The organism is Amycolatopsis sp. cg9 (genome assembly GCF_041346945.1).
Classification (GTDB): Bacteria; Actinomycetota; Actinomycetes; order Mycobacteriales; family Pseudonocardiaceae; genus Amycolatopsis.
In genome coordinates this window covers 8,338,947-8,363,789 of sequence record NZ_CP166850.1, presented here as the reverse complement: position 1 = coordinate 8,363,789, position 24,843 = coordinate 8,338,947, and the positions used below count along the sequence as shown (strand labels likewise).

Genomic DNA, 24,843 nt, shown 5'->3' with positions numbered 1-24,843 from the left:
GGCGGAAGATCCCCGGAAGGCAAGGCAGGACATGACATCCACCAGGCACGACGGCGACAGCTGGGACCCCGCCACCGGTGTCGGCGCGACCGCCACCCTGGCCGCCGTCGCGCGGGCGGTGGCGAGCCGGGAGAACCTGGTCGACGACCCGTTCGCCGCGCCGCTCGTGCGGGCGGTCGGCGTCGACCTCCTCACCCGGCTCGCGACCGGCGAGACGGCTCCCGGCGACCTCGTCGGGCGCGGCGCGATCGACGGCGCCAAGGTGCGCACCAAGTTCTACGACGACTTCTTCCTCGACGCGGCGGGCGCGGGCGTCACGCAGGTCGTGATCCTGGCTTCGGGGCTGGATTCCCGGGCCTACCGGCTGCCCTGGCCACCCGGGACGGTGGTCTTCGAGGCCGACCAGCCGCAGGTTGCCGAGTTCAAGACCCGGACCCTGGCCGGCCTGGGGGCGACGCCCACGGCCGACCGGCGGGTGGCCGCGGTGGATCTGCGCGACGACTGGGCCGGCGCGCTGCGGGCCGTCGGGTTCGACCCCGGCCGGCCGACGGCGTGGAGTGCCGAAGGCCTGCTGGGCTACCTGCCGCCGGAGGCGCAGGACCGGTTGCTGGACACCCTCACCGGACTCAGCGCGCCGGGGAGCCGGGTGGCGACCGAGAGCCGGCCGAACCCGCGGCCGGGCGAGGAGGAGCGGATCAAAGGGAGCCTCGACCGCATCTCCGCGCGCTGGCGCGAGCACGGGTTCGACCTCGACCACGCGGGGCTGCGGTACTTCGGCGCGCGCAACGAAGCCGCCCCCTACCTGGCCGGCCTCGGCTGGGCGGTGACCGGGCGCAGCGTCCGGGACCTGTTCGCCGCCTACGGACTACCGCCGCTGGCGGAGGACGGCTTGCGGATGGGCGGCGTCCGCTACCTCACCGGGATCCGGTAGCACCCCCGAGCCGCGCCGCCAGGTACCCGGCCAGTGCGGCCACCGTCGGGTGGTCGAACAGCGCTGCCGCCGGCAGCTCGAGGCCCGCTCGGGCCGTGACGCGGTTGCGGATCTCCAGCGTGGTCAGCGAATCGAAGCCCAGTTCGGGGAACGGCCGGTCGTCGGCGATCGCGTGCGGATCCGGGTGGCCGAGCACCGCGGCCACCTCCGCGCGCAGCAGGTCGCGGAGCTCGGGCCCGTCCGGCTGCCTCGGCCACGGGCGGGAACCCGTGGCGGGGCGCGCGTGCACCGCCGTCGGGGGCTGGGTGAAGCGCGCGGGGATCAGCACCGGCTCCGCGGACCCCAGGGCCGCGTCGAACAGCTCCAGGCCCTGCTCCGCCGTCAGTCCCGTGACGCCGGAAGCGGTGATCCGGCGGTGGGCGGTCGCGGAGATCCGGTCGCCGAGCCCGGTGCCGACCTCCCACAGGCCCCACGCCAGCGAAACGGCGGGGAGGCCGGCCGCCCGACGGCGGGCCGCGAGCGCGTCCAGGAACCGGTTCGCGGCGGCGTAGTTCGCCTGGCCCGCCTTGCCGAAGGTGCCCGCGATCGAGGAGAACAGCACGAACGCCGTCAGCGGCAGCTCGCGCGTCACCTCGTCTAGGACCAGCGCCGCGTCCGCTTTCGGGCCGAGCACCGCGTCGATCCGCTCGGGTGTCTGGGCGGCCAGGACGCCGTCGTCGACCACGGCGGCCGAGTGCACGACGGCGGTCAGCGGCGGGTCGCACGCCTCGACCAGGCGCCGCATCGCGGCCGGGTCGGCGGCGTCCGCGGCGACGATCCGGACGTCCGGACCCAGCTCGGCCAGTTCGGCAGCGCCCGGTGCCGCCGGGCCGCGCCGGCTCACCAGCACCAGGTGCCGGACGCCGTGGGTGCGCACGAGGTGACGGGCGACCAGCGCGCCGAGCGCTCCCGTGCCGCCGGTGACCAGCACGGTTCCGGCCGGATCGATCGGCCGCCCGGCCGGCGGCGTCGCCCGCGCGACGCGGAACACGTGGGGCACCCCGCCGTGGACGGCGATCTGCGGTTCCGCGCCGTCGCCGACCAGGCCCGGCACGTCCGCCGCGGCTCCCGGGTCCAGGTCGACCACCGTGAGCCGGCCGGGGTACTCCGCGGCCGCCGAACACCCGAGGCCCCACACCGCCGCGGCGGCCAGGTCGGGCTCGGGACCGGTCGCGTTGCGCGTCACGAGCGCCAGCCGGCCGGGTTCGGCCAGCCGCCGCTGCAGGAGCCGCAACGCGCCGGCGGCCGCCGTGCGGACGTCGCCGGCCGGCGCCTCGAGGACGGTCACCGGCTCGCCCGCCGGGACCGGCGCCACCGGCACCCAGCGCGGGCGGTACAGCATCGTGGCCGCCGGGCTCGCCGGCTTGGTGACCATGGCTTCCACCCGGGCGAGCGGGGCACCGTCGGTGCCGAACACCGTGACGCCGACGGTGCCGGGCCCGTCGGCGGTGACGTGCACCCGCGCTTGCCGGATCCGCGGTGCGTACAGCTCGACGCCGCTCCAGAGGAACGGCATCCGCGGTTCCGCGTCCGGAGCCGTGAGCGCGGCCGCGTGCACCGCGGCGTCCAGCAGCACGGGATGCACCTCGAAGGCGCCGCCCACCCCCGGCGGGAGCTCGATCTCGGCGAAGACGTCGTCGCCGTCGCGCCACAACCGGGTGACCGCGCGGAAAGCGGGCCCGTAGGCCTGCCGCTCGTAGGCCGCGGGGACGTCGATCTCGGTCGCTTCCGCCGGCGGCCACTCGGTTTTCCACGGCTCGGGCGGCGGCCCGGCCGGGCGGAGCCGTCCGGTGGCGTGCCGCCGCCACGGCTGACCGGCGTTCGGCCGGGCGTAGGCGTCGAACCGCGGCCCGTCGACGACGACCTGCAGGTCGTGGTCTTCGACGGGCAGCGGGACCTCCAGGACGAGCTCGTCGACGGCGGCCGCTCCCGCGTGCAGCGCGAGTTCGGCGAACACCGCGCCCGGCACCACCGGCACCCCGCCGACGACGTGGTCGGCCAGCCAGCCGTGCGCCCGCGGGGTGAGCGCGCCGCCGTGCACGATCCGGGGCGAGTCCGGGGCTGCCAGCGGCGGCCCGAGCAGCGCGTGGCCCGGTCCGGCAGGCACCGCCGGGTCCAGCCAGTAGCGCGTCCGCCGGAAGGGGTACGTCGGCAGCGGGACGATCCGGGCCCCGCTGCCCCGGAACACCTTCCGCCAGCCGACCGGGACGCCCGCGGTGTGCAGGGCGCCGAGCGCGGTGAGCACGCCCGCGCCCTCGGCGGTGGTGGTGACCGCGGCGTCGACGACGCGGCTGAGCACCGCGGCCGGGCCGATTTCGAGCGCGGCGCCCGGGGCGGCGGCCGCGACCGCGTCGGCGAAGCGCACCGGCTGCCGGACGTGCCGCACCCAGTGCTCCGGCCCGCTCGCCGGGTCGAACCGCGCGCCGGTCAGAGCGGAGACGAACGGGATCGCCGGGCGGCGGTGCCGGATCCCGGCGATCTCGGCCCGCAACCCGGCCAGCATCGGGTCCATCAGCGGGGAGTGGAAAGCGTGGCCGACGCGCAGGCGGGTGCCACCGCCCAGGCGGCCGGCGACGGCGGTGACCGCCGCCTCTTCACCGGAGAGCACCACCGAGCGTTCCCCGTTGACGGCCGCGATCGCGACCGGCCCGCCGCTGATCGCCGCCTCGGCCCGGGCTTCGGTCACCGGGACGGCGATCATCGCGCCGCCCGGCGGCAGCGCGGCCATCAGGCGGCCGCGCGCGGTCACCAGCGCGGCCGCGTCCGGCAGGGACAGGGCACCGGCGACGTGCGCGGCGGCGATCTCGCCTGCGGAGTGACCGAGCACGACGTCCGGTCGCAGGCCCCACGAATCGAGCAGCCGGAACTGCGCGACCTGGAAGGCGAACAACGCGGCTTGGGCGTGCTCGGTGTGGCCGAGGTCGGCCGAAAGGAGGTCGGGTGCCGAGGTGCCCAGCTCGTCGCACACCTCGTCGAAGGCGGCGGCGAACTCCGGGAAGGTCCCGGCCAGCTCGCGTCCCATGCCCGGCCGTTGGGTTCCCTGCCCGGAGAACAGGAACGCGAGCCGCGGTTCGCCGCGGACCGTCCGCCCGCGCACCGCGCCGGCGGCGATCGCGCGCACCGTTTCCCGGTCGCCGGCGAGCACGCGGTGCCGCAGCGCCGGGCGGGCCGCGAGGGTGAAAGCGACGTCGGCACTGCCGGGCGTGTCGGCCACGCCCGCCGCGACGGCCCGCAGCGCGTGTTCGTCGTCGGCGCTGAGCAGCCAGGGCGCGGCCGGGAACCCGGGCGACGCGACCGGGGCCTCCGGCGGGGCTTCTTCCAGCAGGACGTGGGCGTTCGTGCCGCCGATCCCGAACGCCGACACCCCGGCACGCCGCGGCCGCTCGCCGGCGGGCCACGGCTGGGCTTCCGCGAGCAACGCCACCGCACCCGAGGACCAGTCGATGCGCGGGCTCGGGTCGTCCGCGTAGCGCGAGGGCGGCAGCTGCCCGTGCTGCAGGGCGAGCACCATCTTGACCACCCCGGCGACGCCCGCCGCGGCTTGGGTGTGGCCGATGTTCGACTTCACCGAGCCGAGCCACAACGGTTTCCCGCGGCCGCTGCCGTACGCGGCGATCAGCGCTTCCGCTTCGATCGGGTCGCCCAGCGGCGTGGCCGTGCCGTGGCCTTCCACCGCGTCGACGTCCGCCGGGGCCAGGCCGGCGTCCGCCAGTGCCGCGGCGACCACCGCCCGCTGCGCGCGGCCGCTCGGGGCGGTCAGCCCGTTCGAGGCACCGTCGGAGTTGACCGCGGACCCGCGCAGCAGCGCCAGCACGGGGTGGCCGTGCCGGCGTGCGTCCGAAAGCCGTTCCAGCAGCACCACTCCGGCGCCTTCGGCCCACGCGGTGCCGTCGGCGCCGGCGGCGTAGGGCCGGCAGCGCCCGTCCGGGGACAGCCCGCGCTGGCGGCTGAAGGCGAGGAACGTCCGCGGCGTGGCCATCACCGTGGCGCCGCCGGCGACGGCGAGCGAGCATTCGCCGCCGCGCAGGGCTTTCACCGCCAGGTGCAGGGCCACCAGCGACGACGAGCACGCGGTGTCCACGGTGAGCGTCGGCCCGGTCAGCCCGAACGTGTAGGCGAGCCGGCCCGACGCGACCGCGTGCGACGACCCGATGCCCAGCCAGGCCTCGAGCTCGTGGCTGTCGAAGCGGCTCGCGTAGTCCTCGTTCATCACCCCGACGTAGACGCCGGTGTCGCTGCCCCGCAGGGTGGCGCGGTCGAGACCGGCGCGTTCGAAGACCTCCCACGTGGTCTCGAGCAGCAGCCGCTGCTGGGGGTCGGTGGCGAGCGCTTCCTTCGGCGAGATCCCGAAGAACCCGGCGTCGAAGTCCCCGGCGTCGTAGAGGAATCCGCCGCGCTCGGTCACCGAAGTCCCGAGCCGGTCCGGGTCCGGGTCGTACAGCCCGGCCAGGTCCCAGCCGCGGTCGGCCGGGAAGCCGCCGGTCGCGTCCGCGCCCTCGGAGACCAGCCGCCACAGGTCTTCCGGCGTCCGCACGCCCCCCGGGAACCGGCAGGCCATCGCGACGACGGCGATCGGCTCGTCCGCCGGCGCCGCCGTGGTCACCGGCGCGGCCGCGCCGGTGTCCCTCGCGAGTTCCGCGATCACCTGGCGCGGTGTGGGGAAGTCGTAGATCAGCGAGACGGGCAGGGGAGTCCCCGCGTATTCGGCCAGCCGGTGCCGCAGCTGCACCCCGGCCAGCGACGTCAGGCCGAGTTCCGCGAACGGCCGGTCGAGCCAGCCGTCGCCGACGTCGTGCCCGGCCAGCTCGACCAGCTCGGCTCGCACGAGCCCGGTCAGGTCGTCCGGCACCGGCGCGGTCACCGCCCGGCGCAGCGGTTTGCCCGACGGCGTGCGTGGGATCTCGTCGACCACGTGGAAGGCGACGGGGATCTTGTACGGGGACAGCTTTTCCCGGCACAACCGCCGCAGTCCGGCGGCGTCGAGCTCCCCGCCCGCGGGCACGACGAAGGCGATCGGGACCTCGCCGACGATCTCGTCGGGCCGCTTGCCGACGAGCACGTCCCGCACCGACGGCGATTCCGCCAGGACGGCTTCGACCTCGGCGGGGTGGACGTTCTGGCCGCCGCAGACGATGACGTCGTCGACCCGCCCGTCGAGGAAGAGCTTCCCGGCCTCGAACCGGCCCGCGTCCCCGGTGCGGTACCAGCCTTCGCCGAGCGCGGGCCGCCCGTGGTACCCGAGCATCAGCCCGGGCCCGCGGACGAGGACCTCGCCCGCGTCGACCCGGATTTCGACGCCGGGCACCGGGGTCAGCCCGGTTTCCCCGGACCGGCCGACGGCGATCTTCCCGCTCGTTTCGGTGCTGCCGTAGCCGTCCACGAGCGGCGTGCCGAACAGGTCGCGCACGGCGGCGCGCGCGACCGGCCCGCAGACGGCCCCGGCGGTGAGGGACAGCCGCGGCGGCACGACCGGACCGCGGATTTCGTGGCGCAGGGCGGCAAACGTGGCGGGAACCCCGCCGAGCACGCAGCCCGGGTGCGCGGCGAGCAGCTCCGCGTCGACGCGGCCGGCCAGCCGGGTGTGCGCGCCGGCGGCGATCGTCCCGGCCACCGCGAGCGACAACGCGTAGGCGTGGTGGACCGGCAGCGGCCACAGCACGGTGTCCTCCCGGCCGAGCCCCAGCACGGGGGAGTAGCACGCGGCGACCGACCACAGCACCGCCCGCTGCGTGGTCAGCACGCCTTTCGGGCGCCCGGCCGTGCCGGAGGTGTAGAGCAGCCAGGCGGGTTCGGCCAGGCCGAGGTCGTCCCGGGGCGCGCCGTCCCCTTCGAGGCCTTCCACCGCCAGCACGCGCAGGTGCGGCCGGTCCGCCGCCAGCTTCCGGGCCCGGTCCAGCTGCCGAGCCTCGGTGAGCAGCAGGACGGCGCCGGAGTCGTCGGCGATCGCGGCGAGCTCGGCGTCGGTCGCGCCGGCGTTGACCGGCACCCCGATCGCCGCCGCGCGCACCACGGCCAGCAGGGCTTCGACGTATTCGACCCGGCGGCCGACGTGCAGCAGCACCTTCTCGCCCCGGGCCACGCCGAGCGCGCCGGCGATCCGGGCGCTCGATTCCGCGAGTTCCCCATAGGTGACCGAGCGCGTGCCGTCGGAAAACGCCGGGATGTCACCCGGGTGCGCCTGGACGAGCGACGGCAACGGGCGCAGCAGATCGGTGTGGACTCTCCCCATGGAACCAACCTAGCGGGATTCGGCCGCCTGCCGGTGGATCAGTCCTTTGTGGACTCGCCGGTCGCCGCCGCGGCGATGTCGAGCGCGGCTTCGGCGGGCGAGCGGTCGTCGGCGTCGTCGCCGCGTTCGGGGTGGGTGGCCACCGAGCCGGGATCGACCGCTTCGACGTGGATCCCGGTGCCGCGCAGTTCGGCGGCGAGGGCCGCGGTCAGGCCTTCGAGGGCGTACTTGGCCAGCGCGTACCCGGGCGCCCGGACGGCTTCGACGCCGGCGCCGATCTGCGCGGCGGCCCCGCTGGAGACGTTGACGATCCGGGCGGCGGGCGCGGCCCGCAGCAGCGGCAGGCAGGCCTGGGTGAGGGCCCAGGAGCCGAGGACGGCGACGTCGTAGGAGGCGCGGGCGGCGGCCATGTCCGCGTCCAGCAGGGACGTCACGGTGAAGTCGGGCATGGTGGCGGCGTTGTTGACCAGCGCGTCGAGCCGTCCGGCCGGGCCGCGGAGGTGCTCGACGCAGGCGGTGATGTCTCCGGGGTCGGTGATGTCGAGGCGCACGGCGTCGGCGGAGAGCCCTTCGGCGGCCAGCAGGGCGGCCAGCTCCCTCGTCCGCTCGAGGTTCCGCCCGGCGAGGACGGCGTGGTAGCCGCGGGTGGCGAGCTCGCGGGCGACGGCGAAGCCGAGCCCTTGCGCCCGGCTCGCGCCGGTGACGAGGGCGACTTTGGATTCGTTCATGTCCCCTACTGTAGGGAACTCCTACAATTGTGCCAACCCGCTTTCGTGACCTAGGATCACGTCATGTCCGCCGCCGACCGCCCCCGCGCCCTGCTGCGCTGGCCCACTTACCTGATGGGCCGCCTCCACCGCACCGGCGTCGCCCGCATCGACGAAGAGCTGGCGGCGATCGGCACGTCGTTGCGCGACTTCTACGTCCTGGTCTGCGTCGGCGAGTACGGCCCGCTGTCCCAGCAGTCCGTCGCCGACCGCCTCGGCCTCGACCGCAGCGACCTGGTGAAGGTGCTCGACCGCCTGGAGGCCGCAGGCTGGGTGCGACGCGAACGGGACACGGAGGACCGGCGCCGGCACGTCCTGACGCTGACCGGAGAAGGCCGCGCGATGGTGGCGAAGACCGAGCAGATCTCGGGCGTGGTGACGGAAGAGCTGCTCGCGCGGCTGACCCCGCGCGAGCAGGACACCCTGCACCGGTTGCTGCTGAAGGCTTCCGGGGATCGCGATCAGTGAAGTCCGGCGACGAGCGCTTTCGGATCTTCGCTCAGGACGGGGGAAATGTAGGTCTTCACGACGTCCTTCCGGGCCGGGCAGGTGTCCGGATCCGGGCAGGTGAGCGGAATCATGGCTCTCAACGCTTTGTGCAGCTGACCGAGTGGAAGTGCGCCAAGAGCCTTCTTGATCCCGAACGCCGATGCCGCGCCGAGGGCTTCGGCGGGGAATCGGCGCGGACGGGCTTCTCGGCATGCTTCGCATGGGTCGCGGGGTCGAGACCCTTCGCGGAATCGTTCAGGCTCACGCAGAGCCCGTGTTCCCGCAAGGCGACCGGGTGATATCAGGGAACGTTGTCGACGACGCGATTCGCGAGCCGGGTGGAGAAACCGTTCTCGTCGAAGACCTGGGCAACGGCGTCACCGGCGATGTTCGAAGGGCCCCGGCGCAACGATTCTTTGGCGCGTTGACGGCGCTCGGCAGCTCGGCCGGTTTTCGGTTCTGCCTCTCTTCGAGGGGCTGGTGCCCAGGTCGAGGTCGGCTGCGTGCGTGGCGCCGTCAAGCCTGACGTCGACGCCGATGCCGTCCGCCTCGTGCCGTGGACCCGCGCCCGCGGAGCTCTGGCGCGTGGCTCGAAGCCTGCCCGCGTTCACGTCCTCGGCGGGCTCCGCGGACGTGCGCTGAGCCGTCACTCATTCCACACTGGGAGCGACCCTCGCGGGTGGTGAATGTCGCTGCACAAATCAGGCCGGCCGGTAGCGGGAGGCGAGTTCAGGCCGCTGCCCGCCGAACGCGGCCAGCTCCGCCTCGAAGACCGACGTCAGCAGCCCGGCGTCTTCCACGCCCGGTGCGCACACGACCTCGCCCAGCTCCAGCCCGCGCAGCGAAGCCGAAACGACGTCGGCCGCGCTCATCCGCGGGACCGCGCTCAGGTCCAGACCTTGGCGGGAGTGGAACTCGGTCGCGACCACCCCCGGGCACACCACCTGGACGCGGACGCCGGTGCCATCGAGTTCGGCGCCGAGCGTCTGCGACATCGTGACCAGGTGGGCCAGGGTTCCGGCGTAGACCGTCCGCCGCGGCAGCCGGGCCTGCGGGGCGGGGCCGCTGAAGGCGATCATTCCCGCCACGTTCACGATCGCGCCCCGGCCGCGTTCCACCATGCCCGCCACGGCCGCGCGGGACAGCAGCGTGGGGGCGAGGACCTTGACCTTGACCAGTTCGCGGGCCTGGTTCGCGGACAGGTCGGCCAGCGGCATGTAGTGCGCGACGCCCGCGTTGTTCACCAGCAGGTCGAGGGGCTCGCCGCCGGCGATCTCCGCGACCGCGTCGATGCCGTCGTCGGTGGCCAGGTCCGCCGCCACCGTGCGGACCTCGACTTCGGTGTGGGCGGCGGCGAACTCGTCGAGCCGTTCCCGGCGCCGGCCGACGAGCACCAGGTCGTGGCCGTCGGCGGCCAGGCGCTCGGCGAACGCCCGGCCGATGCCCGACGTGGCGCCGGTGACGAGGGCGAGCTTGCTCATGATCGGACGTCCTTCCGGAGGGGTGGGGCCGGTGCCAGCGCGGCGGAGCCGAGCAACGCCAGCTTGTCCGCGGCGTCGGTACCGGGATCGGGGTGGTAGACCGCGAGCACGAGCCCGGGCGCGTCGCTGAGCACCAGCTTTTCCCGGTTCAGCACCAGTTCGCCGACCTGCGGGTGGTCGAAGCGCACGGTCGCGCCCCGCCGGTTCGCGACGTCGTGGCGGGCCCACAGCTCGCGGAACCGGGGACTGGCCAGGGAAAGCTCCCCGACGAGCTCGATGAACCGCGGGTCGTCGGTCTCGGTCCCGACCGACTGGCGGAACCCCGCCACCAGACCCTGGGTGGCGAGGTGCCAGTCGGGGAAGAGGGCCCGCTCGGCCGGGTCGAGGAACACGTCCCGCAGCCGGTTGGCCCCGGCGACGAGCCGCGGTGAGATCGCCTCGGCGAGCGGGTTGGCCGCCAGCACGTCGAGGTAGCGGCCCTCGACGAACGCGGGCAGCCCGACCGCCGCGAGGAACTTGACCATGCCCGGCGGGACGGTCTCCTTCCGACGGCGCCGTCGCCGTTTCCGCGGCCGGTGCTCGGTGAGGCCGATCAGGTACGCCGTGGTGTCGTCGTCGAGCTGCAGCACGCGGGCGATCGCTTCGAGGACCTGCCGCGAGGGGTTGCGGTCGCGGCCCTGCTCCAGGCGCAGGTAGTAGTCGGCGCTGATGCCGGCCAGCAGCGCGACCTCTTCCCGGCGCAGCCCCGGCACCCGCCGCACCCCGACGGCCGGGACGCCGGCCTGCTCGGGGGTCAGCAGCTCCCGGCGGGCGCGGAGGTGATCGCCCAGGAGGTTCGGTTCGTCGGTCACCACTTCACGGTAATCCGCGCGCGGTGCCGGTGCCTGGTCCTGTCACCCCCAGGGACGTCAGTCCGTTGTGGACGGATCAGCCGACCGGGAACTTGACCCCGGTGAGCTCCTCCGACACCGTCCACAAGCGCCGCTGCACCGCGACGTCGTAGGACTGCGGGCTCGAGGCGACGACCTGCGGGCGGCCGCGGTAGCCGCCGAGACCGTCGGGGCCGTAGTACTGGCCGCCGAGGGCGGCGGGGTCGGTCGCGGCGCGCAGGATCGGGAGCGCGCCCCGCTCCGAGCTCTGGGTGAACAGCGGCGCGACGGCCGGGAAGAGCGCGCGGGCGATCGCGGGGGAGTTGCGCATCAGCTCGGTGCGCGCCACCCCGGGGTGGGCGGCGACGGCGGCGGTGGTGCCCCGCGGCGCCAGGCGGCGCTGCAGTTCGTAGCTGAACATCAGGTTGGCGAGCTTGGCCTGCCCGTAGGCGGCGACGCGGTCGTAGGAGTTCTCCCACTGCAGGTCGTCGAAGTGGATCGCGGCGCGGATCCGGTGGGCGATGCTGGCGACCGTCACGACCCGGGAGCCCTCGACCGGCAGCAGGAGGTCCAGCAGCAGGCCGGTGAACGCGAAGTGCCCGAGGTGGTTGGTGCCGAACTGCAGCTCGAAGCCCTCGCGGGTGGTCTGCCGCGGCGGGTACATGACGCCGGCGTTGTTGATGAGCAGGTCGATCTTCGGCAGCGTCCCGCGCAGCTCGGCCGCGGCGGCGCGGACGGAGTCCAGGGACGCGAGGTCCAGCTCCTGCACGGTGACGTCGGCGTTCGCGCCCAGCCGGGCGGCCGCTTTCTTGCCCTTCTCGACGTCGCGCACGGCGAGCACCAGCGTCGCGCCGCGCTCGGCCAGCACCTTGGCCGTGTCGAAGCCGAGCCCGGTGTTGGCGCCGGTGATCACGGCGACGCGGCCCTGCTGGCTCGGGACGTCGCGGTCGGTCCAGTTCGTGCCCATGTCGGGGGTCCCTCCGGTGGCGGCCCTTGCGGACCGGCGGTCTGTTATGAGACCGACGCTAAGGAACCGGCGGTCTATTGTCAAGAGACTGTCGGTCTTTAACTTCGGGCGAAGGGCGTTAGGCTGATCTCATGACGTTCCAGCGAGCGCGCAGCGCGGAGCAGCGAGAGGAGCGGCGGCGCACGATCCTCGACACGGCGCTGGCCATGCTCGACGAGATGCCGGTGGCCGACGTGAGCCTCAACGAGCTCAGCCGCCGGGTCGGCCTGGCCAAGTCCAACGTGCTGCGCTACTTCGAATCCCGCGAAGCGGTCCTGCTCGAACTGCTCCAGGGTGCCTTGCGGGACTGGCTGGCCGAGGTGGCGGACGAGCTGGCCGCGGGCGTCGACCGCGACCGGCCGGCCCGGGAGCGCGGCGACGCGTTCGCGACGGTGGTCGCCCAGTCCCTGGCCCGCCGCACGGTGCTGTGCGACCTGATCGGCGCGCAGGCGGGTGTCCTGGAGCACAACGTGTCCGTCGACGTCGTGGTGCGGTTCAAGCAGTCGGCGCTGGCCGGCCTGGAGTCGATGGCCGACCTGCTCCGCCGGTACGTCCCCGAGGTGGGCACGGAGGCGGCTTCGGTCTGCCTGATGGCGATGATCATGACGGGCGGGTTGTGGACGCACTGCCGCCCGGCGCCGAGCGCGCTCGCGGCGTACGAGGCGGACCCGGCGCTGAAGGCACTGCACCTGGAGCTGGCGCCGGCGCTGCAGCACGGGCTGACGATGCTGATCTCGGGCGCCATGGCCCGCAGCGGCTGAGCCGTGTCAGCGCGATGTCCGGGTGGTGTCAGCCGGGCCGCCGAAAGTAGCGGTCATGACGAAGAACGCGATCTCCCCGGCCCGCTCGCCCTGGACCGGCCTGGTGGCCGTCGAAGACACGGCGCTGGCCGTCACCGACACCGGCGGCCCCGGTGTCCCGGTGGTCTACCTCAACGGCCAGTTCGCCACCCAGGGCTACTGGAAGCGGGTCCTCGCCGAGCTCGGGGACGGCTTCCGGCACATCACCTACGACGAGCGCGCCCGCGGCAAGTCGCGGCGCTCGGCGGACTACTCCTTCGAAGCCGCCGTCCGCGACGTCGACGCCGTGCTCGCCGCCCGCGGGGTGGAGCGGGCGGTGGTGGTCGGCTGGTCCTACGGCGCGGTCGTCGCCGCGCACTGGGCGCACCGCAACCCCGGACGCACCCTGGGCGCGGTCCTGGTCGACGGCGCGTACCCGCACGACTGGCTGGACGACGCCATGGAGCAGCGGATCCGCAAGCTGTTCAAGCGGATGAGCTGGTTCCTCCCGCTGCTGCGCCCGACCGGCCTGGCCCCGCGGATGACCGCCGCGCAGCAGGCCGAGAGCAACATCGAGCTCGGCAAGCTCTCCCGCGAGCGCGAGCTGGGCCCGGTGCTGGACGGCCTCACGGTCCCCGTCCGGTACGTCGTCGCGTCGGGAACCTCCTTCGGCAGCAAGGGGGACGAGCAGGAGCGCATCCGCGTCAGCCTCGACGCGGTGACCGGGCGGAATCCGAACGTCACGAGCGAGAAGGTCGGCAGCAACCACGGGGCGATCCTGCGCAAGGACTTCGGTGCCGTGGCCGACGCCGTCCGCGGGATCGCCGGGCGCTGACGGGCGGCCGTGCCCGCGCGAACGGCCGCCTTGACACACCGGCCCGGTCATTCATACATTCGTCGTCACTTTGTATGAATGACGGGAGTTGATCCGCATGCGGCTCGGCCGGAACGCCGTCGTCCTGGGCGGCAGCGCCGCCGGGCTCTGCACCGCCGGGGCCCTCGCCCCCTTCTTCGAGCGGGTGCTCGTGCTGGAACGGGACCGGCTCCCGGCCGGCGCCGAACACCGGCGCGGGGTGCCGCAGAGCAAGCACCCGCACTTCCTGCTGAACTCGGGGCGGCGGGCGATCGGCGCGCTGTTCCCCGGCTTCGAGGACGACCTGATTGCGGCGGGCGGGCTGCACCTGATGCCGTCGATGGACGCCGCCTACCTCGACGGCGAGGGCTGGTCGGCGCGCAAGCGCAGTGCGATGACGATGATCTACGGCTCGCGGATCCTCATCGAGCGGGTGCTGCGCGACAAGGTGCGGGAGCTGCCGAACGTCGTCATCCGCGAAGGGACCACCGCCGGCGGCCTGACCTTCGCGGGCGGGGCGGTCACCGGGGTCGAGGCCGGCGGCGAGCACCTCGACGCCGATTTCGTCGTGGACGCGACGGGCCGCGGCTCCCCGGTCGCCGGCTGGCTGGCCGCGGCCGGCTGGCCCGAGCCGGAGACGCGGACCCTCGACGCCAAGGTCACCTACACCTCACGCTGGTACGACCTGCCCGCCGAGCGCCCGGCGTCCTGGTGGTGGCGGCACCTGGTGATCATGCCGACCCCGGACAAGGGTGACCACCCGGCCGAGCACGACTTCCTGGTCAACTTCTTCCCCGTCGAAGGCAACCGGGTCATCGCCTGCATGGGCTCGTGGGGGCTCGAAATGCCCCGCACCACCGACGCGTTCGCCGACGTGGCCCGCCGGGTGCGGACGCCGTTGTTCGCCGCCGCGATGGACCGGTGCGAGCCGACGTCCGAAGTGCACCTCACCCGCTCGACCGGCAACAAGTGGCGCCGCTACGACCGCCTGCGCACACCCCCGCGCGGCCTGGCGTTCGTCGGTGACGCCATCTGTGCCTTCAACCCCTTCTACGCCCAGGGCATCAGCTCCGCGGCGGGTTCGGCGCTGCTCTTGCGTGACCACCTCGCCCGCGCCGGTCGGCTCGACGACGGGTTCGGCAAGCGCTTCCTGGCCGCGCAGCGGAAGGCGCTCCAGGTGCCGTGGCGCCTCGCGATGGCCCGTGACCAGGGCTACGCGTGCGCCGACGGCACCGAGAAGCCGCCCGAGTGGCGGCGCCGCGTCCTCGCGGCCGTGTCCGCGCCGGCGTTCAGCCTGATCGTCGGCGCCGCCCGGGAAGACGACGTCGTCGACGCGCACTTCGCCAGGGTGTTCAACCTCGACGAGCCGCTGGGGGACATGCTGCGCAACCCGCGCGTGCTCGCGGGGCTCGTGCGCTACCGCGTCCGCGCGGCGCTGGGGCGGCACCGGGTTCCGTTCGGGTTCGATCCCCGCGCCGAACCGCCGGCCACGGACTATTCGACGGCGGCCGCGCGATGAGCCCGGCGTGCGGGCCGGACGCCGAGGCCGTCACGCGCGGGCTCGGCTTCGACTGCCACGACGTCGCCCCGGTGGTGTCGGTCCGCTTCCCGTGGGACCTGGCGAACTGGACGCTACCGGTGCTCGAAGCGCTCGTCGTCGCCGGCGCCGTCTTCGCGCTGGTGCACGCCCTCCGCCGGTACCGCGCGGGCGATCCGGTCAACCTGGCGCTGTGGGGCGCGTCCCTGGTCTACCTGTTCGTCACCGAGCCGCCGCTGTACTTCCCGGAGTGGTTCGGCCTCGACGAGCTGTACGGCTTCATCTTCGCCCACAACCGGTTCACCGTGCAGTTCATGGGAGACCGGCTGCCGCTCTACATCGTGGCGTTCTACCCGGCGTTCAGCCAGCTCGCGTACGAGGTGGTGCGGTCGCTCGGGATCTTCCGCCGCGGCGCGCTGCCCGGCTCGGTGGCCGTCGCCTTCGTGTGCCAGGTGTTCTACGAGGTCTTCGACCAGATCGGGCCGCCGCTGAAGTGGTGGGCCTGGAACCCCGGCAACGCCATCGTCAACCACCCCGCACTGGCGACCGTGCCGATGACCAGCATGCTGCTGTTCGCCTCCGTCTCGATGGCGGCGATGACCTACCTGGTCGTGCGCCTGAAGGGCCCCGCCGCGTTCCTGCTGGCCGGCGTGCTCACCCCGTTCGCGATGGTGATCGCGGGCCTGCCGGCGAGCCTGGTCCAGGGGAATTTCACGGCACAGGCCTGGATCCTCGGCGTCGAGCTGGCCGCGGTCTGGCTGGCCGGCGGCTGGATCGTCGCCACCCGGCGGTCGCCCGAGCCGGTGTCCGCCTTCGCACGGATCTACCCGGCCGCCTACCTGGGCGTCCTGGCGGTCATCTGGCTCTCCGCGCTCCCCGAGGTCCCGCTCGAAAGCGGGCTCTACGCGCTCGCCTGCTTCGTCGCGGCCGGCTTGGTGCTGGCCGCGCTGCACCGGGCCCGCCGCCCTGCCCCGGTGTGACCGGGCCCGGTCGGGGAAGATGGCGGGCATGGGGCACCACGGATGGCGGGGCAACCCGCCCGGTACGGAGGACGAGGCACGCCGCCGCATCGTCGAGGCGGCGACGGCGTGCCTCGACCGCGTGGGGCTGGCCAAGACGAGCCTGTCCGATGTGGCCGCCGAAGCCGGCGTGACCCGGCAGACCGTCTACCGCTACTTCCCGGGCCTCAAGGACATCCTCCGCGCGGTCGGGCTGGCCGGGGTCGAGGAGTTCGCCGGACGGATGGAACGCCACCTGGCCTCGTTCGGCACCGCCACCGAAGCGGCGGTGGAATCGGTGGTGTGGGCCGTCCGCACGGTCCCCGGCGAGCCCCACCTCGGCCTCCTCCTGCAGGCGGGCGAGGCCGACTTCTTCACCGACGGGGTGATCTCGCCGCTCGCCTTCTCGTTCGGCACGCGCATCCTGCGCAACGTCCCGGTCGACTGGGCGGCGGCGGGCGTCACCACCGAGGAGGACCTCCGCGGCCTCGCCGAGATCCTGATGCGCCTGTTCATGTCCTTCCTGCAGCACCCGACGACGCCGCCGCCCGCCGACGACGAGCTGCGCGCGCTGGTCCGCCGCTGGCTCGGCCCGGCCCTCGGCGGCTAGCGGCGTCAGGGCTGCTTCGACGGCGGCTTCTGGTACGGCTTCGTCGCGCCGGTCTCGGCGTTGTGCTCGGTGACCTGGATGCCCTTCTCCTCGAGCTTCTTGTACTCGATCTCGTCGAAGATGTTGTCCGGGCGCCGGTACGGGTAGATGTCGCCGTTCGGGTTCGGGATGCCGGTGCTCGTCTGCGCGCCCGGCTTGTCCGGGAAGACGACGTGGGTGTCGGCGTTCGAGTTCTTCGCGAACGTTTCCGAAGCGTGGTCCCACTTCTCCTTGACGAACGTCTTCTGGTCCAGGTTGGACGTCCCGTGGTCGCCGTGCGACCAGTAGCCCTTGCCCGGGTCCTTCATCATCTTGTCGTCGACCCAGCCGGGCATCTTCAGGTGGTTGTCGGCGACCAGGCCTTCGAGGGTGTTGCCGCCGTGCTGCTTGGCGACCGAGTTGGCCTTGAACTCGATCGAGCCCAGGTACGGGTCGTCCGGCCCACCGTGGCCCTGCTTGTACCCGCCGGACCAGAAGAAGTGCTTGTCCGCCTTCATCATGTCGTCCAGCTTCGGCTTGAACGCCTCCCACTCCTCGCGCGTCATGCGGTTGACGTCGACGCCGAGGTCGGGCTTCTTCGACGGCGGTGGCTTGAGGTCCGGGTGCTCGTCGAAGTCGTCCGGGCGGGGCCGCTTCTGCGACGGCGGCCCGGATTTGCCGCAGGTGCCCACGAGACCGAGCGGGTCGCCGGTCAGCAGCGGCTCGGCGACGTAGCCCGCCGGGTCGGGGGCGGCCGCGAGGCCGAGCGGGTCCTGGCTGAGGTAGCGCGCGGTTTCCGGGTCGTAGTAGCGGAACACGTTGTAGTGCAGCCCGGTTTCCTCGTCCCGGTGCTGGCCGGGGAAGGCCAGCGGCACGGCCGCGGTGTCGGCGCCCGGCAGCGGCGCGCCCCAGAAGGCGCTGTGGTCGCGCCAGGTCACCGCGCCCCGCTCGTCCAGCAGCTCGGTCGGGGTGCCGGCCGGGGTGGTGATGACGCAGCGGAACCGCTCGCCGGCCGCGGTCCGCTCGACCTGCACGACCGGGTGGCCGTCGGCGGGGTGGCGCTCCCACGTCAGGACCCGCCGCGAGCCGTCCGGGTCGAGCTCGACCCGCTCCACGAGGTCGAAGCCGCTCCAGAGGAAACGCGTGTCCCCGGCGAGCTCGGCTGCGCCGCCGGCACCGGTGACCCAGCGCCGCTTGGCGAACCGGCGGCCCAGCGGGTCGTAGTGGTACGTCCAGCGCGCGCCGTCCGGGGTGCGCACGCCGCGCAGCCGGTCCAGCCCGTCCCACGAGTACGTCCAGGACCGCTCGCCGCGCGACCGCGTGGTGACCCGGCCCTGCGCGTCCCCGGTGTACCGGGTTTCGCCGTGGCCGGCGGTGAGCCGGCCCGCCGCGTCGCGGGTGAACCGCTCGGTGCCGCCGGGCCCGTGCGCCTCGCTGACGCGGCCCGCGGCGTCGAATTCGAGCCGCCACGGCCGCGTGGCGTCCCCGACCGCGGCGAGCCTGCCGTCGGGCCGGTAGCCGTACGTGCGGAGCCCGACGCCCGCGATCTCCTCCGACGCGATCCGGTCCTCCACGCAGAACCGCCGCCGCAGCACGACTTCGCCGTCGACGCTGCGGGTGACCTCGCGCCCGGCCGGGTCGTGCTCGAACCCGACGTCGTGCCCGGCGATCCGCAGCGATCGGGGCAGGCCGTCGCCGTCGAAGCGCCACTCACTGTCCACACCGGACGACGTGCGCCGGCGCAGGACCGTTTCGCCGTGGTCCCACGCGACACCGAGCCCGTTGACCGTCTCGGCGATCAGCCGGCCGCGCCGGTCGCGGGTGAGCTCCAGCCGGGCTTCGGCGTTCTCGGCCAGCGCGAGCCGCCCGAGCGCGTCGTAGGCGTAGCGGGTGATGTCCTCGGCCGTGCGCCGCTCGACCACGTTGCCGAGGAGGTCGTAGGCGAACTCGGTGGCCTCGCCGCTGCCGTTGGTCATCCGCCGCAGCTGCCCGGCCTCGTCGTAGGCGAAGGTGAGCCGGCGGCCGTCGTAGTCGGTCTCGGAGACCAGGCGCCCGGCCGGGTCGTAGGCGTAGTGCCAGGTCCGCCCGGCCGGGTTCGTCACCGACGTGAGCCGCAGCTCGCCGTCGTGGGTGTAGGTCGTGCGCGCGCCGGTCGCGTCGATGTCGGCCACCGGGAGCCCGAACGGGCCGTAGCGGCGGCGCCGCACGCCCCCGGCCGCGTCGCGGTGCTCGACGACCTGCCCTTCGGCGTCGTGCAGCCAGGTTTCCCGGTCGCCGTGCGGGCCGATCCGCCAGGCGCGGCGGCCCTCGGCCGTCCAGCCCAGCCGGGCGGCGCCGCCGGACGCGGTGTGCACGAGCTGGGGCCTGCCGAACAGGTCGCGGTCGCCGGGGCGCACCGACGCGTCGGTCACCGGCGCGTCGGCGAGCGGGTCGGGCGCCGTCGCGGTCCCGGCCGGGACGACGGCCGCGCCGGGCAGGGCGGTGAACGGGTCGGCCGCGGGCACCACGCGCTGGACGGCGGCGTCCCCGTCGCCCGCCTGCAGCCGCACTTCGCCCGCGGCGGCGGGGGCCGTCCGGACGACGGAGCCGTCGGGCCGGATGACGGTGGCCAGCTCGCCGTCCCGGTAGTCGTAGCGGGTTTCGCGGCCCAGTTCGTCCACTTGGGACAGCAGCTGGTCGTGGCGGCTCCACGTGTACCGGCGGGTGTTCCCGAGCGGGTCGGTCCGCCCGACCAGCTGCCGGGCGTCGTTGAGCCGGTAGGTCCAGGTGTGGCCGAGCGCGTCGGTGTGCCGGGTGACGCCGGGGGCGTAGGCGAAGGCCGCGTTGTAGAAGCCGTTCGCCCCGACGGCGCGGACGCAGCGGCCCTCGGCGTCGTAGACGTAGCGGTACCAGGTGCCGGTGCGGTCCCGCCAGCCGACGAGCCGGTGGTCGTAGTCGTAGTCCAGGTTCATCGGGCGGCCCGCGAAGTCCGCGATCGTGGTCAGCTGCCCGAGCCGGTTGTAGCCGAACCGGACCAGCGGCGCGGCCCCGGGCGCGCCGAGCGCGACCACGCGGCCGCCGTCCGTGCCGATCCGGAGCTCGACGCCGTCGTCGCGGCGCAGCGCGGCGGGCGTGCCGTCGGCGGCGTAGGCGATCTCGGTGCGGCTGCCGTTCCGCTCGATCGCGGAGAGCCGGCCGTCCTCGGCGAAGTGCAGTTCACGGTCACCGGCGGCCAGGCGGTAGCCGGCGGGGGAGCGGTGCAGCGGGAGGCGCGGGCCCTCCAGCGGAAGCACGGCGCCGTCGGCGGGCACCGGGTAGACGAGGACCATGCCGTCTTCGGCGTAGAACCGGACCGCGTCCGGGCCGACCGCCAGCCGCTGGTCCAAAGTGGACGCCCACGAGCGGCCGAACCACCGGCCCGCGCGGTAGGCCGAGAGGTGGGTGCGCGACAGCTCGAGGTCGCCCGCGTCGCCCGGCAGGACCAGGTCGACCTGGGTCATCACGACCTCGCCGGTCGCGATGTCCACGGGGTCGCCGCAGTAGGTCTTGCTGTCCGAGGGCTGGGCGCGATCGCGCGGGCCGTCGCCCTTCGGGTCGCTCTTGGGAGCGCCCTTGGGCGTGCCGCCGGACGGCGGCGTCTCGACCTTCGGCGGCGGCGGGCTGACCGGCGGATCGTTCTTGGGTGGCGTGTCCGGTTTGGGCGGCGGGTCGCTCTTGGGTGGGGTGCCGGGATCGCCCTTGGCGCCGGAGGTGTGGGTCCCGTCCCCGTCCTTGCCGCCCGGCCCGCCCGGCCCACCACCCTTGCCACCCGGCCCGTCGATCCCCTTCGGGCTGCCGTTGATGTCGCCGTGCTTCGGCGGCGGACCGGCCTTACCCGGCTTGACGTTCTTCAACGCCTTCGCCGCGTCATCGAACAAATCCCCGGCCCGCTTCAGCAGCGGCACCAACGCCTTCAACGCCGTCACCAGCCGCTTCACCAGGTCGGCGATCTTCGACGCCGTCTTCGCGACCGCCCCGATGACCTGCGGCACCACCCACGTCAACCCGATCCCCAGGGTGAACACCACCTGCAACGCCCAGCTGATCAAATGCCCGATCAGCTCCGCGATGATGTCCCGCACCAGCGCCCGCACCGCCGCCACCACCTCACCGGCGGTCTTCACCCCACTGGAAGCGCCTTCACACCCCTTCTGCGCCGTCTCCAGCAACGTCACCGTGTCCTGAGCCCGCTGACGGTAGGAGTCAGCCGCAGGACCGGACCAGGACGCGGTGTCGGCCTTCACCATCCCGGCCAGGTCCTCACCGACACCGCCCAGCTCGGTCGCGACGTTCTTCCACGTCTCGGCCTGCGCGGCGATCTCATCGGCGTTGCCGGTCAAACCGTTCAACGCTTCCTTCAGCGGGCCGACGTGTTCCATCAGCCACCCCACCCCGGCCGCCAGCACGGCACCGAAGGGATCCATGGCCATCGACAACGCGTCCAGCGCGGTGCCCACCGCACCCATCGCGACCGAAGCCCAGTCCCCCGATTCGATCGCCGACTTCAGGTCGTTCGCCGACTCCAGCAGCGAGATACCCGAGTACGCCTTGGTCGAGTCCTTGGTCTCCGCAACCAGGGGATTCCCCATGAACGACCTCCCGGGCCCAGGCCGGACGTTTCGTCAAACTTTCAAGCAAGATAACAGCACCTGAACGTTCCGTGTCGGCACTGCTACCCGGATGCCCGAAAATCCGCGAACGCTGGCCCGGGCGGGCAAGGTCGCGCGCTCACACCTCCGTGATGCGCGGCGCCTCGAGGTACTTGACGAGGTTGGGGGGCGCGTAGGGCGGCCGCATGTTCTCATGGCGGTACCGCGCGCACGACGAGACGGACTCCGACGGCGGGTCCACCACGCCGATCTCGCGGTCGATCGAGCCGAACCACTTGTACGGCCGGTTGAGCGAGTTGTGCAGCACGCCGAGGTCGTCCGCGGGCGGCAGGCCGGCGAACGCGTCCGGGCTGAAGACCAGGCCGCACTTCTCGGCCCGGGCCGCCAGCCAGTGCAGGGCGAGGCCCGAGAGGCCCTGCTCGGGGTAGCCGCCGCCGACGTCGGAGTGCGCGCCGGAGAACCAGACCTGTTCGCGCTCCTGGCTGTCCGCGCCGGGCGACGGCTGCCAGACGGCCGGGCGGAACGCCTTCCGGTGCTCGTCGACGGCCAGCGCCTGGAAGGCCGACTGCACGGTCGACGTCAGCTGCGTGTCGTGGAACTGCCAGCGCCGGTTCAGCAGGTTGAGCAGGCGGCCGCCGCTGAGCGGGATGCCCAGCGCGCCCACGGTGTCCCACACGCCGACGAACCGGACCGGTGTCACGTCCTGGTGCGAGAAGCGGTCCCGGAACTCCCGCGCCGCGGGGCTCGCCGGGCCGGTCGCCGGATCCCGGTCCCGGTAGAGGCGGTAGGCCTCGTCGACGCGGCTCGCGTGGCGGGGGAGCAGCACCCCGCAGTTGCGGATCAGGCCAACTGCGCTGCGCGCGGTGTAGGCGCCGCGGCTGAAGCCGAAGAAGAACAGTTCGTCGCCGGGTTCGTAGTGCTCGACGACGAACCGGTAGGCGTCCCGCACGTTGGCGGACAGGCCCCAGCCGAACGCGCCGCCGGCCAGCCGGTCCCACCACCGCTTCCCGGTCCCGACGCCCTCGTGGTAGTGCACCAGCTGCTTCGTCCCGGCCGGATCCACCGGGGCGACGGCGTCCTTGACCTTGACGACGTTCGTCGGCGCCTTCTGGGTGAGTGAGTTCCAGGTGCCGTCACAGCAGACGACCAGTCGTTTCGCCATCGTTGCCTCCCCGGCGCCGGACATGCGTGAGTCGCACCCGGACGGTGGCCCGTTACGCCGGTGACCGCGGATTGCGTCCCGGTAACGCATTGCTTGCGATACTTGCACTTGATGTCAATTACCCGCGTCCCTAGCGTGAAAGCCATGAACCTCACCGTCCTCGCGGCCTCGGGCCGGACCGGCCTCGAGCTCACCCGCGAAGCGCTCCGGCGCGGACACACCGTCACCGCCGTCGCCCGCGACCCCGCCCGCATCCCGCTCCCCGACGGCGGCGGGCTGCGCAAGGCCGCGGCCGACGTGGCCGACCCGGCGAGCATCGCCGCCGTCGTCGACGCGGATTCCGTGGTCCTGTCCGGACTCGGCGCGGACCGGGCCGGGACGCTGCTGGCCGGTGCCGAAGCCGTGATCGCCGCCGGGCCGGCGCGGATCATCTGGCTGGGCGCGTACGGCACCGGCCCGTCCGCCGAAGCCGCCGGGGAAGGCGCCGGCGTGCTCAAGCAGTTCCTGGGCGACCGGCTCGGGGACAAGGTCGCGGCCGACACCGCCGTTCTCGCCGCCGGCGGCACGGTCTTCCACGCCGGGATGCTCGCCGACGGGCCGGCCGCCCCCGGGCGGCGCACCGCCGGGCTGGCCGAGGCGCGCCCGTTCGACCTCGGGGCGAAGGTCAGCCGGGCGACCGTCGCCGCGGCGATGCTCGACGAGGCCGAGCGCCCGCGCTTCGCCGGTGCGGTCGCGCTGCCGCTGGCCGGTTAGCCCGCGCCGAGTTCGCCGAGGGACGCCGACACCTGCTCGCGCAGCCAGGCGTGCGCGGGGTCGGAGTCGTAGCGCTGGTGCCAGGTGCTGCTGATCGGCGCCGCCGGGGCGGCCGCCGGCAGCGGACGCGTGATCAGCCCGAACGCGTCGATGAGCGGGCCGCCGAGGACCGCGGTGCAGGTGACCAGCACGTCGCCGCGCACCGCCGTCTGCAGGGCCGTCGACAGCGTCGCCACGGCCGCGACCACCCGGCGCTGCAGGCCTTCGGCGGCCAGGACGTCGTCGATCGGCGCGGTGAGCCGGCCGCGCCGGGAGACCACGACGTGCGGGTGCGCGGCGTAGGCGCGCAGGTCGAGGGCGTCGGCGCCCGGGTGCCCCGGCCGCATCGCCACGACGAGCGAGTCGTGCCCGACGACCGCGGACCGGAACTCGGGCAGCTCCGGCCGGCCACCGCCGAGTTCGAGGTCGACGCGGCCGTGCCGCAGGTCGTCGGTGTCGGCGGGGTGCTCGGCCAGCACCCGCAGCCGCACGCCGGGGGCGCGGTCCTGGAGCCGGCCGACCAGCACCGGGACCACGGACGCGGCGAGCGCGTCGTGGCATTGGATCGTGAAGGTGCGGTCCAGTTCGGCCAGGTCCAGCTCGCGCGCCGGCGTCAGCACGTCGTGGGCCTGCCGGACCAGCCGGTGCACGTCTTCCCGGACCGCCAGCGCGTACGGCGTCGGCGCCATCGTGTGGCCGGTGCGGACCAGGATGTCGTCACCGGTCACCTTCCGCAGCCGCCCGAGCGTGCGGCTCACCGCCGGCGACGAGAGGTGCAGCCGCTCGGCCGCGCCCATCACGCTGCCTTCTTCGAGCAGCGCGTCGAACACCGTGAGCAGGTTCAAGTCCAGTTGCACGACCGCAAGACAACCACAGGAGGACCCATGACCCACGAACCGCTCGCCGCCGCCGTCCGCGAGGCGGGCGCCCGGATGCTCGAGCGCTACGCCGCCGGGACCCGGCCGCCCGGGCTGCCGGAGTTGCTGGCGAACCTGCAGGACAACGACGCCGCGGTCGTCGAGGTGCTGCGCCCGGCGCTGGCCCGGCTCCGGCCGGAGGCGCGCTGGCTCGACGACGAGCACGGCTCCGGGCCGCTGGACCCGGGCGAGTGGTGGCTGATCGACCCGGTCGGCGGCAACGTCAACGCCGTCCACGGCATGCCCGACTGGAACATCGGGGTCAGCCTCGTCCGCGACGGGCGCCCGGTGCTGGCCGCGCTGTACTTCCCGGTGCTCGACGAGCTGTTCACCGCCGCCGAGGGCGGTGGCGCGTTCCTGAACGGCGTGCCGCTGCGGGTCTCCGCCAAGACTTCGCTCGACGGCTCGCTGGCGGGGACCGGCCAGGCGCAGCCCGGCCACGACGCCGGGTTCTTCGAGCGCATGGGGAAGTCGTTCACCGCGATGTCGGAGGCGGCGCTGTACGTGCGGATCTCCGTGCCGGTCGGCCACCAGCTCGCCCAGGTCGCCGCGGGCCGGATGGACCTGCACTGGCAGCTCGACAACGTCCGCTCGCACGCGGCCGGGGTGCTGCTGGTCCAGGAGGCGGGCGGGGTGGTGACCGACCTCGACGGCAAGCCGTGGGACCTCACGAGCGAGAGCTACCTCGCCGCCGCACCCGGGGTCCACGCCGCGGCCCTGGCGGTCCTCACGAGGTGA

Annotated in this window: 17 protein-coding genes; 9 read left to right on the top strand and 8 right to left on the bottom strand. The window is 74.0% G+C overall.

All coding sequences use genetic code 11. From position 1 onward, the window contains the following. The first annotated feature begins 31 nt into the window (after positions 1–31). Positions 32–931 (top strand): SAM-dependent methyltransferase, encoded by a 900-nt coding sequence (locus tag AB5J73_RS38705; protein ID WP_370963777.1) that lies wholly within the window; start codon positions 32–34, stop codon positions 929–931. On the opposite strand, the gene AB5J73_RS38700 is transcribed toward AB5J73_RS38705, so the two are convergent. Together AB5J73_RS38700 and AB5J73_RS38695 are read right to left on the bottom strand one after the other, a co-directional pair. Then, on the bottom strand, positions 915–7,199 hold the full coding sequence (locus tag AB5J73_RS38700; protein ID WP_370963776.1) for an SDR family NAD(P)-dependent oxidoreductase: 6,285 nt from the start codon (positions 7,197–7,199) through the stop codon (positions 915–917). The two genes, AB5J73_RS38705 and AB5J73_RS38700, sit on opposite strands and share 17 nt — an antisense overlap. 38 nt (positions 7,200–7,237) lie before the next feature. Further along, positions 7,238–7,927 carry an SDR family NAD(P)-dependent oxidoreductase gene (locus AB5J73_RS38695; RefSeq protein WP_370963775.1) on the bottom strand — a complete coding sequence of 230 codons (690 nt, stop codon included), beginning with the start codon at positions 7,925–7,927 and terminating at the stop codon, positions 7,238–7,240. Positions 7,928–7,990: 63 nt separating this feature from the next. Between AB5J73_RS38695 and AB5J73_RS38690 the strand changes: the two genes are divergently transcribed. After that, entirely contained in the window at positions 7,991–8,434 is a 444-nt protein-coding gene (locus tag AB5J73_RS38690) for a MarR family winged helix-turn-helix transcriptional regulator (RefSeq protein WP_370963774.1), read from the top strand. A gap of 722 nt (positions 8,435–9,156) precedes the next feature. Here the strand turns inward: AB5J73_RS38690 and AB5J73_RS38685 are convergent. The 3 genes from AB5J73_RS38685 to AB5J73_RS38675 all read right to left on the bottom strand — a co-directional run bounded on the left by AB5J73_RS38685 (position 9,157) and on the right by AB5J73_RS38675 (position 11,772). Continuing rightward, complete coding sequence (locus AB5J73_RS38685; RefSeq protein ID WP_370963773.1) at positions 9,157–9,936, bottom strand: SDR family NAD(P)-dependent oxidoreductase; 780 nt, start codon at positions 9,934–9,936, stop codon at positions 9,157–9,159. Next, the gene (locus AB5J73_RS38680) at positions 9,933–10,787 is read right to left on the bottom strand and encodes a helix-turn-helix domain-containing protein (protein ID WP_370963772.1); all 855 of its coding nucleotides are present in this window, start codon (positions 10,785–10,787) and stop codon (positions 9,933–9,935) included. The genes AB5J73_RS38685 and AB5J73_RS38680 overlap by 4 nt, the downstream gene beginning before the upstream one ends. A 76-nt stretch (positions 10,788–10,863) precedes the next feature. Continuing rightward, positions 10,864–11,772 carry an SDR family NAD(P)-dependent oxidoreductase gene (locus tag AB5J73_RS38675; RefSeq protein ID WP_370963771.1) on the bottom strand — a complete coding sequence of 303 codons (909 nt, stop codon included), beginning with the start codon at positions 11,770–11,772 and terminating at the stop codon, positions 10,864–10,866. A gap of 131 nt (positions 11,773–11,903) precedes the next feature. Here AB5J73_RS38675 and AB5J73_RS38670 point away from each other — a divergent pair, with 131 nt between their 5' ends. The 5 genes from AB5J73_RS38670 to AB5J73_RS38650 all read left to right on the top strand — a co-directional run bounded on the left by AB5J73_RS38670 (position 11,904) and on the right by AB5J73_RS38650 (position 16,588). Next, positions 11,904–12,572: a TetR family transcriptional regulator gene (locus AB5J73_RS38670; protein ID WP_370963770.1), complete on the top strand. Its 669-nt coding sequence runs from the start codon at positions 11,904–11,906 to the stop codon at positions 12,570–12,572. A gap of 55 nt (positions 12,573–12,627) precedes the next feature. Then, positions 12,628–13,425, top strand: a complete 798-nt coding sequence (locus tag AB5J73_RS38665) for an alpha/beta fold hydrolase (protein WP_370963769.1) — start codon at positions 12,628–12,630, stop codon at positions 13,423–13,425. A gap of 97 nt (positions 13,426–13,522) precedes the next feature. Continuing rightward, positions 13,523–14,962 (top strand): FAD-dependent oxidoreductase, encoded by a 1,440-nt coding sequence (locus tag AB5J73_RS38660; protein WP_370963768.1) that lies wholly within the window; start codon positions 13,523–13,525, stop codon positions 14,960–14,962. Further along, positions 14,959–15,960: a hypothetical protein gene (locus AB5J73_RS38655; RefSeq protein WP_370963767.1), complete on the top strand. Its 1,002-nt coding sequence runs from the start codon at positions 14,959–14,961 to the stop codon at positions 15,958–15,960. Before AB5J73_RS38660 ends, AB5J73_RS38655 begins: the two co-directional genes overlap by 4 nt. A gap of 28 nt (positions 15,961–15,988) precedes the next feature. Beyond that, positions 15,989–16,588, top strand: a complete 600-nt coding sequence (locus AB5J73_RS38650) for a TetR/AcrR family transcriptional regulator (RefSeq protein WP_370963766.1) — start codon at positions 15,989–15,991, stop codon at positions 16,586–16,588. 5 nt (positions 16,589–16,593) lie between these two features. On the opposite strand, the gene AB5J73_RS38645 is transcribed toward AB5J73_RS38650, so the two are convergent. Continuing rightward, entirely contained in the window at positions 16,594–21,213 is a 4,620-nt protein-coding gene (locus AB5J73_RS38645; RefSeq protein ID WP_370963765.1) for a DUF6531 domain-containing protein, read from the bottom strand. 139 nt (positions 21,214–21,352) lie between these two features. Then, complete coding sequence (locus AB5J73_RS38640) at positions 21,353–22,396, bottom strand: DUF2235 domain-containing protein (RefSeq protein WP_370963764.1); 1,044 nt, start codon at positions 22,394–22,396, stop codon at positions 21,353–21,355. 144 nt (positions 22,397–22,540) lie between these two features. Between AB5J73_RS38640 and AB5J73_RS38635 the strand changes: the two genes are divergently transcribed. Further along, entirely contained in the window at positions 22,541–23,149 is a 609-nt protein-coding gene (locus AB5J73_RS38635) for an NAD(P)-dependent oxidoreductase (protein ID WP_370963763.1), read from the top strand. Here AB5J73_RS38635 and AB5J73_RS38630 read toward each other — a convergent pair. Continuing rightward, positions 23,146–24,045 (bottom strand): LysR family transcriptional regulator, encoded by a 900-nt coding sequence (locus AB5J73_RS38630; RefSeq protein ID WP_370963762.1) that lies wholly within the window; start codon positions 24,043–24,045, stop codon positions 23,146–23,148. The two genes, AB5J73_RS38635 and AB5J73_RS38630, sit on opposite strands and share 4 nt — an antisense overlap. Before the next feature lie 27 nt (positions 24,046–24,072). On the opposite strand from AB5J73_RS38630, the gene AB5J73_RS38625 reads away from it, so the two are divergent. Then, entirely contained in the window at positions 24,073–24,843 is a 771-nt protein-coding gene (locus tag AB5J73_RS38625; protein ID WP_370963761.1) for an inositol monophosphatase, read from the top strand.

Excerpts from the sequence above, each read along its gene's own strand:
- AB5J73_RS38705 (WP_370963777.1), top strand. The coding sequence starts at position 32 with ATGACATCCACCAGGCACGACGGCGACAGCTGGGACCCCGCCACCGGT.
- AB5J73_RS38700 (WP_370963776.1), bottom strand. The coding sequence starts at position 7,199 with ATGGGGAGAGTCCACACCGATCTGCTGCGCCCGTTGCCGTCGCTCGTC.
- AB5J73_RS38695 (WP_370963775.1), bottom strand. The coding sequence starts at position 7,927 with ATGAACGAATCCAAAGTCGCCCTCGTCACCGGCGCGAGCCGGGCGCAA.
- AB5J73_RS38690 (WP_370963774.1), top strand. The coding sequence starts at position 7,991 with ATGTCCGCCGCCGACCGCCCCCGCGCCCTGCTGCGCTGGCCCACTTAC.
- AB5J73_RS38685 (WP_370963773.1), bottom strand. The coding sequence starts at position 9,936 with ATGAGCAAGCTCGCCCTCGTCACCGGCGCCACGTCGGGCATCGGCCGG.
- AB5J73_RS38675 (WP_370963771.1), bottom strand. The coding sequence starts at position 11,772 with ATGGGCACGAACTGGACCGACCGCGACGTCCCGAGCCAGCAGGGCCGC.
- AB5J73_RS38670 (WP_370963770.1), top strand. The coding sequence starts at position 11,904 with ATGACGTTCCAGCGAGCGCGCAGCGCGGAGCAGCGAGAGGAGCGGCGG.
- AB5J73_RS38665 (WP_370963769.1), top strand. The coding sequence starts at position 12,628 with ATGACGAAGAACGCGATCTCCCCGGCCCGCTCGCCCTGGACCGGCCTG.
- AB5J73_RS38660 (WP_370963768.1), top strand. The coding sequence starts at position 13,523 with ATGCGGCTCGGCCGGAACGCCGTCGTCCTGGGCGGCAGCGCCGCCGGG.
- AB5J73_RS38655 (WP_370963767.1), top strand. The coding sequence starts at position 14,959 with ATGAGCCCGGCGTGCGGGCCGGACGCCGAGGCCGTCACGCGCGGGCTC.
- AB5J73_RS38650 (WP_370963766.1), top strand. The coding sequence starts at position 15,989 with ATGGGGCACCACGGATGGCGGGGCAACCCGCCCGGTACGGAGGACGAG.
- AB5J73_RS38645 (WP_370963765.1), bottom strand. The coding sequence starts at position 21,213 with ATGGGGAATCCCCTGGTTGCGGAGACCAAGGACTCGACCAAGGCGTAC.
- AB5J73_RS38640 (WP_370963764.1), bottom strand. The coding sequence starts at position 22,396 with ATGGCGAAACGACTGGTCGTCTGCTGTGACGGCACCTGGAACTCACTC.
- AB5J73_RS38635 (WP_370963763.1), top strand. The coding sequence starts at position 22,541 with ATGAACCTCACCGTCCTCGCGGCCTCGGGCCGGACCGGCCTCGAGCTC.
- AB5J73_RS38625 (WP_370963761.1), top strand. The coding sequence starts at position 24,073 with ATGACCCACGAACCGCTCGCCGCCGCCGTCCGCGAGGCGGGCGCCCGG.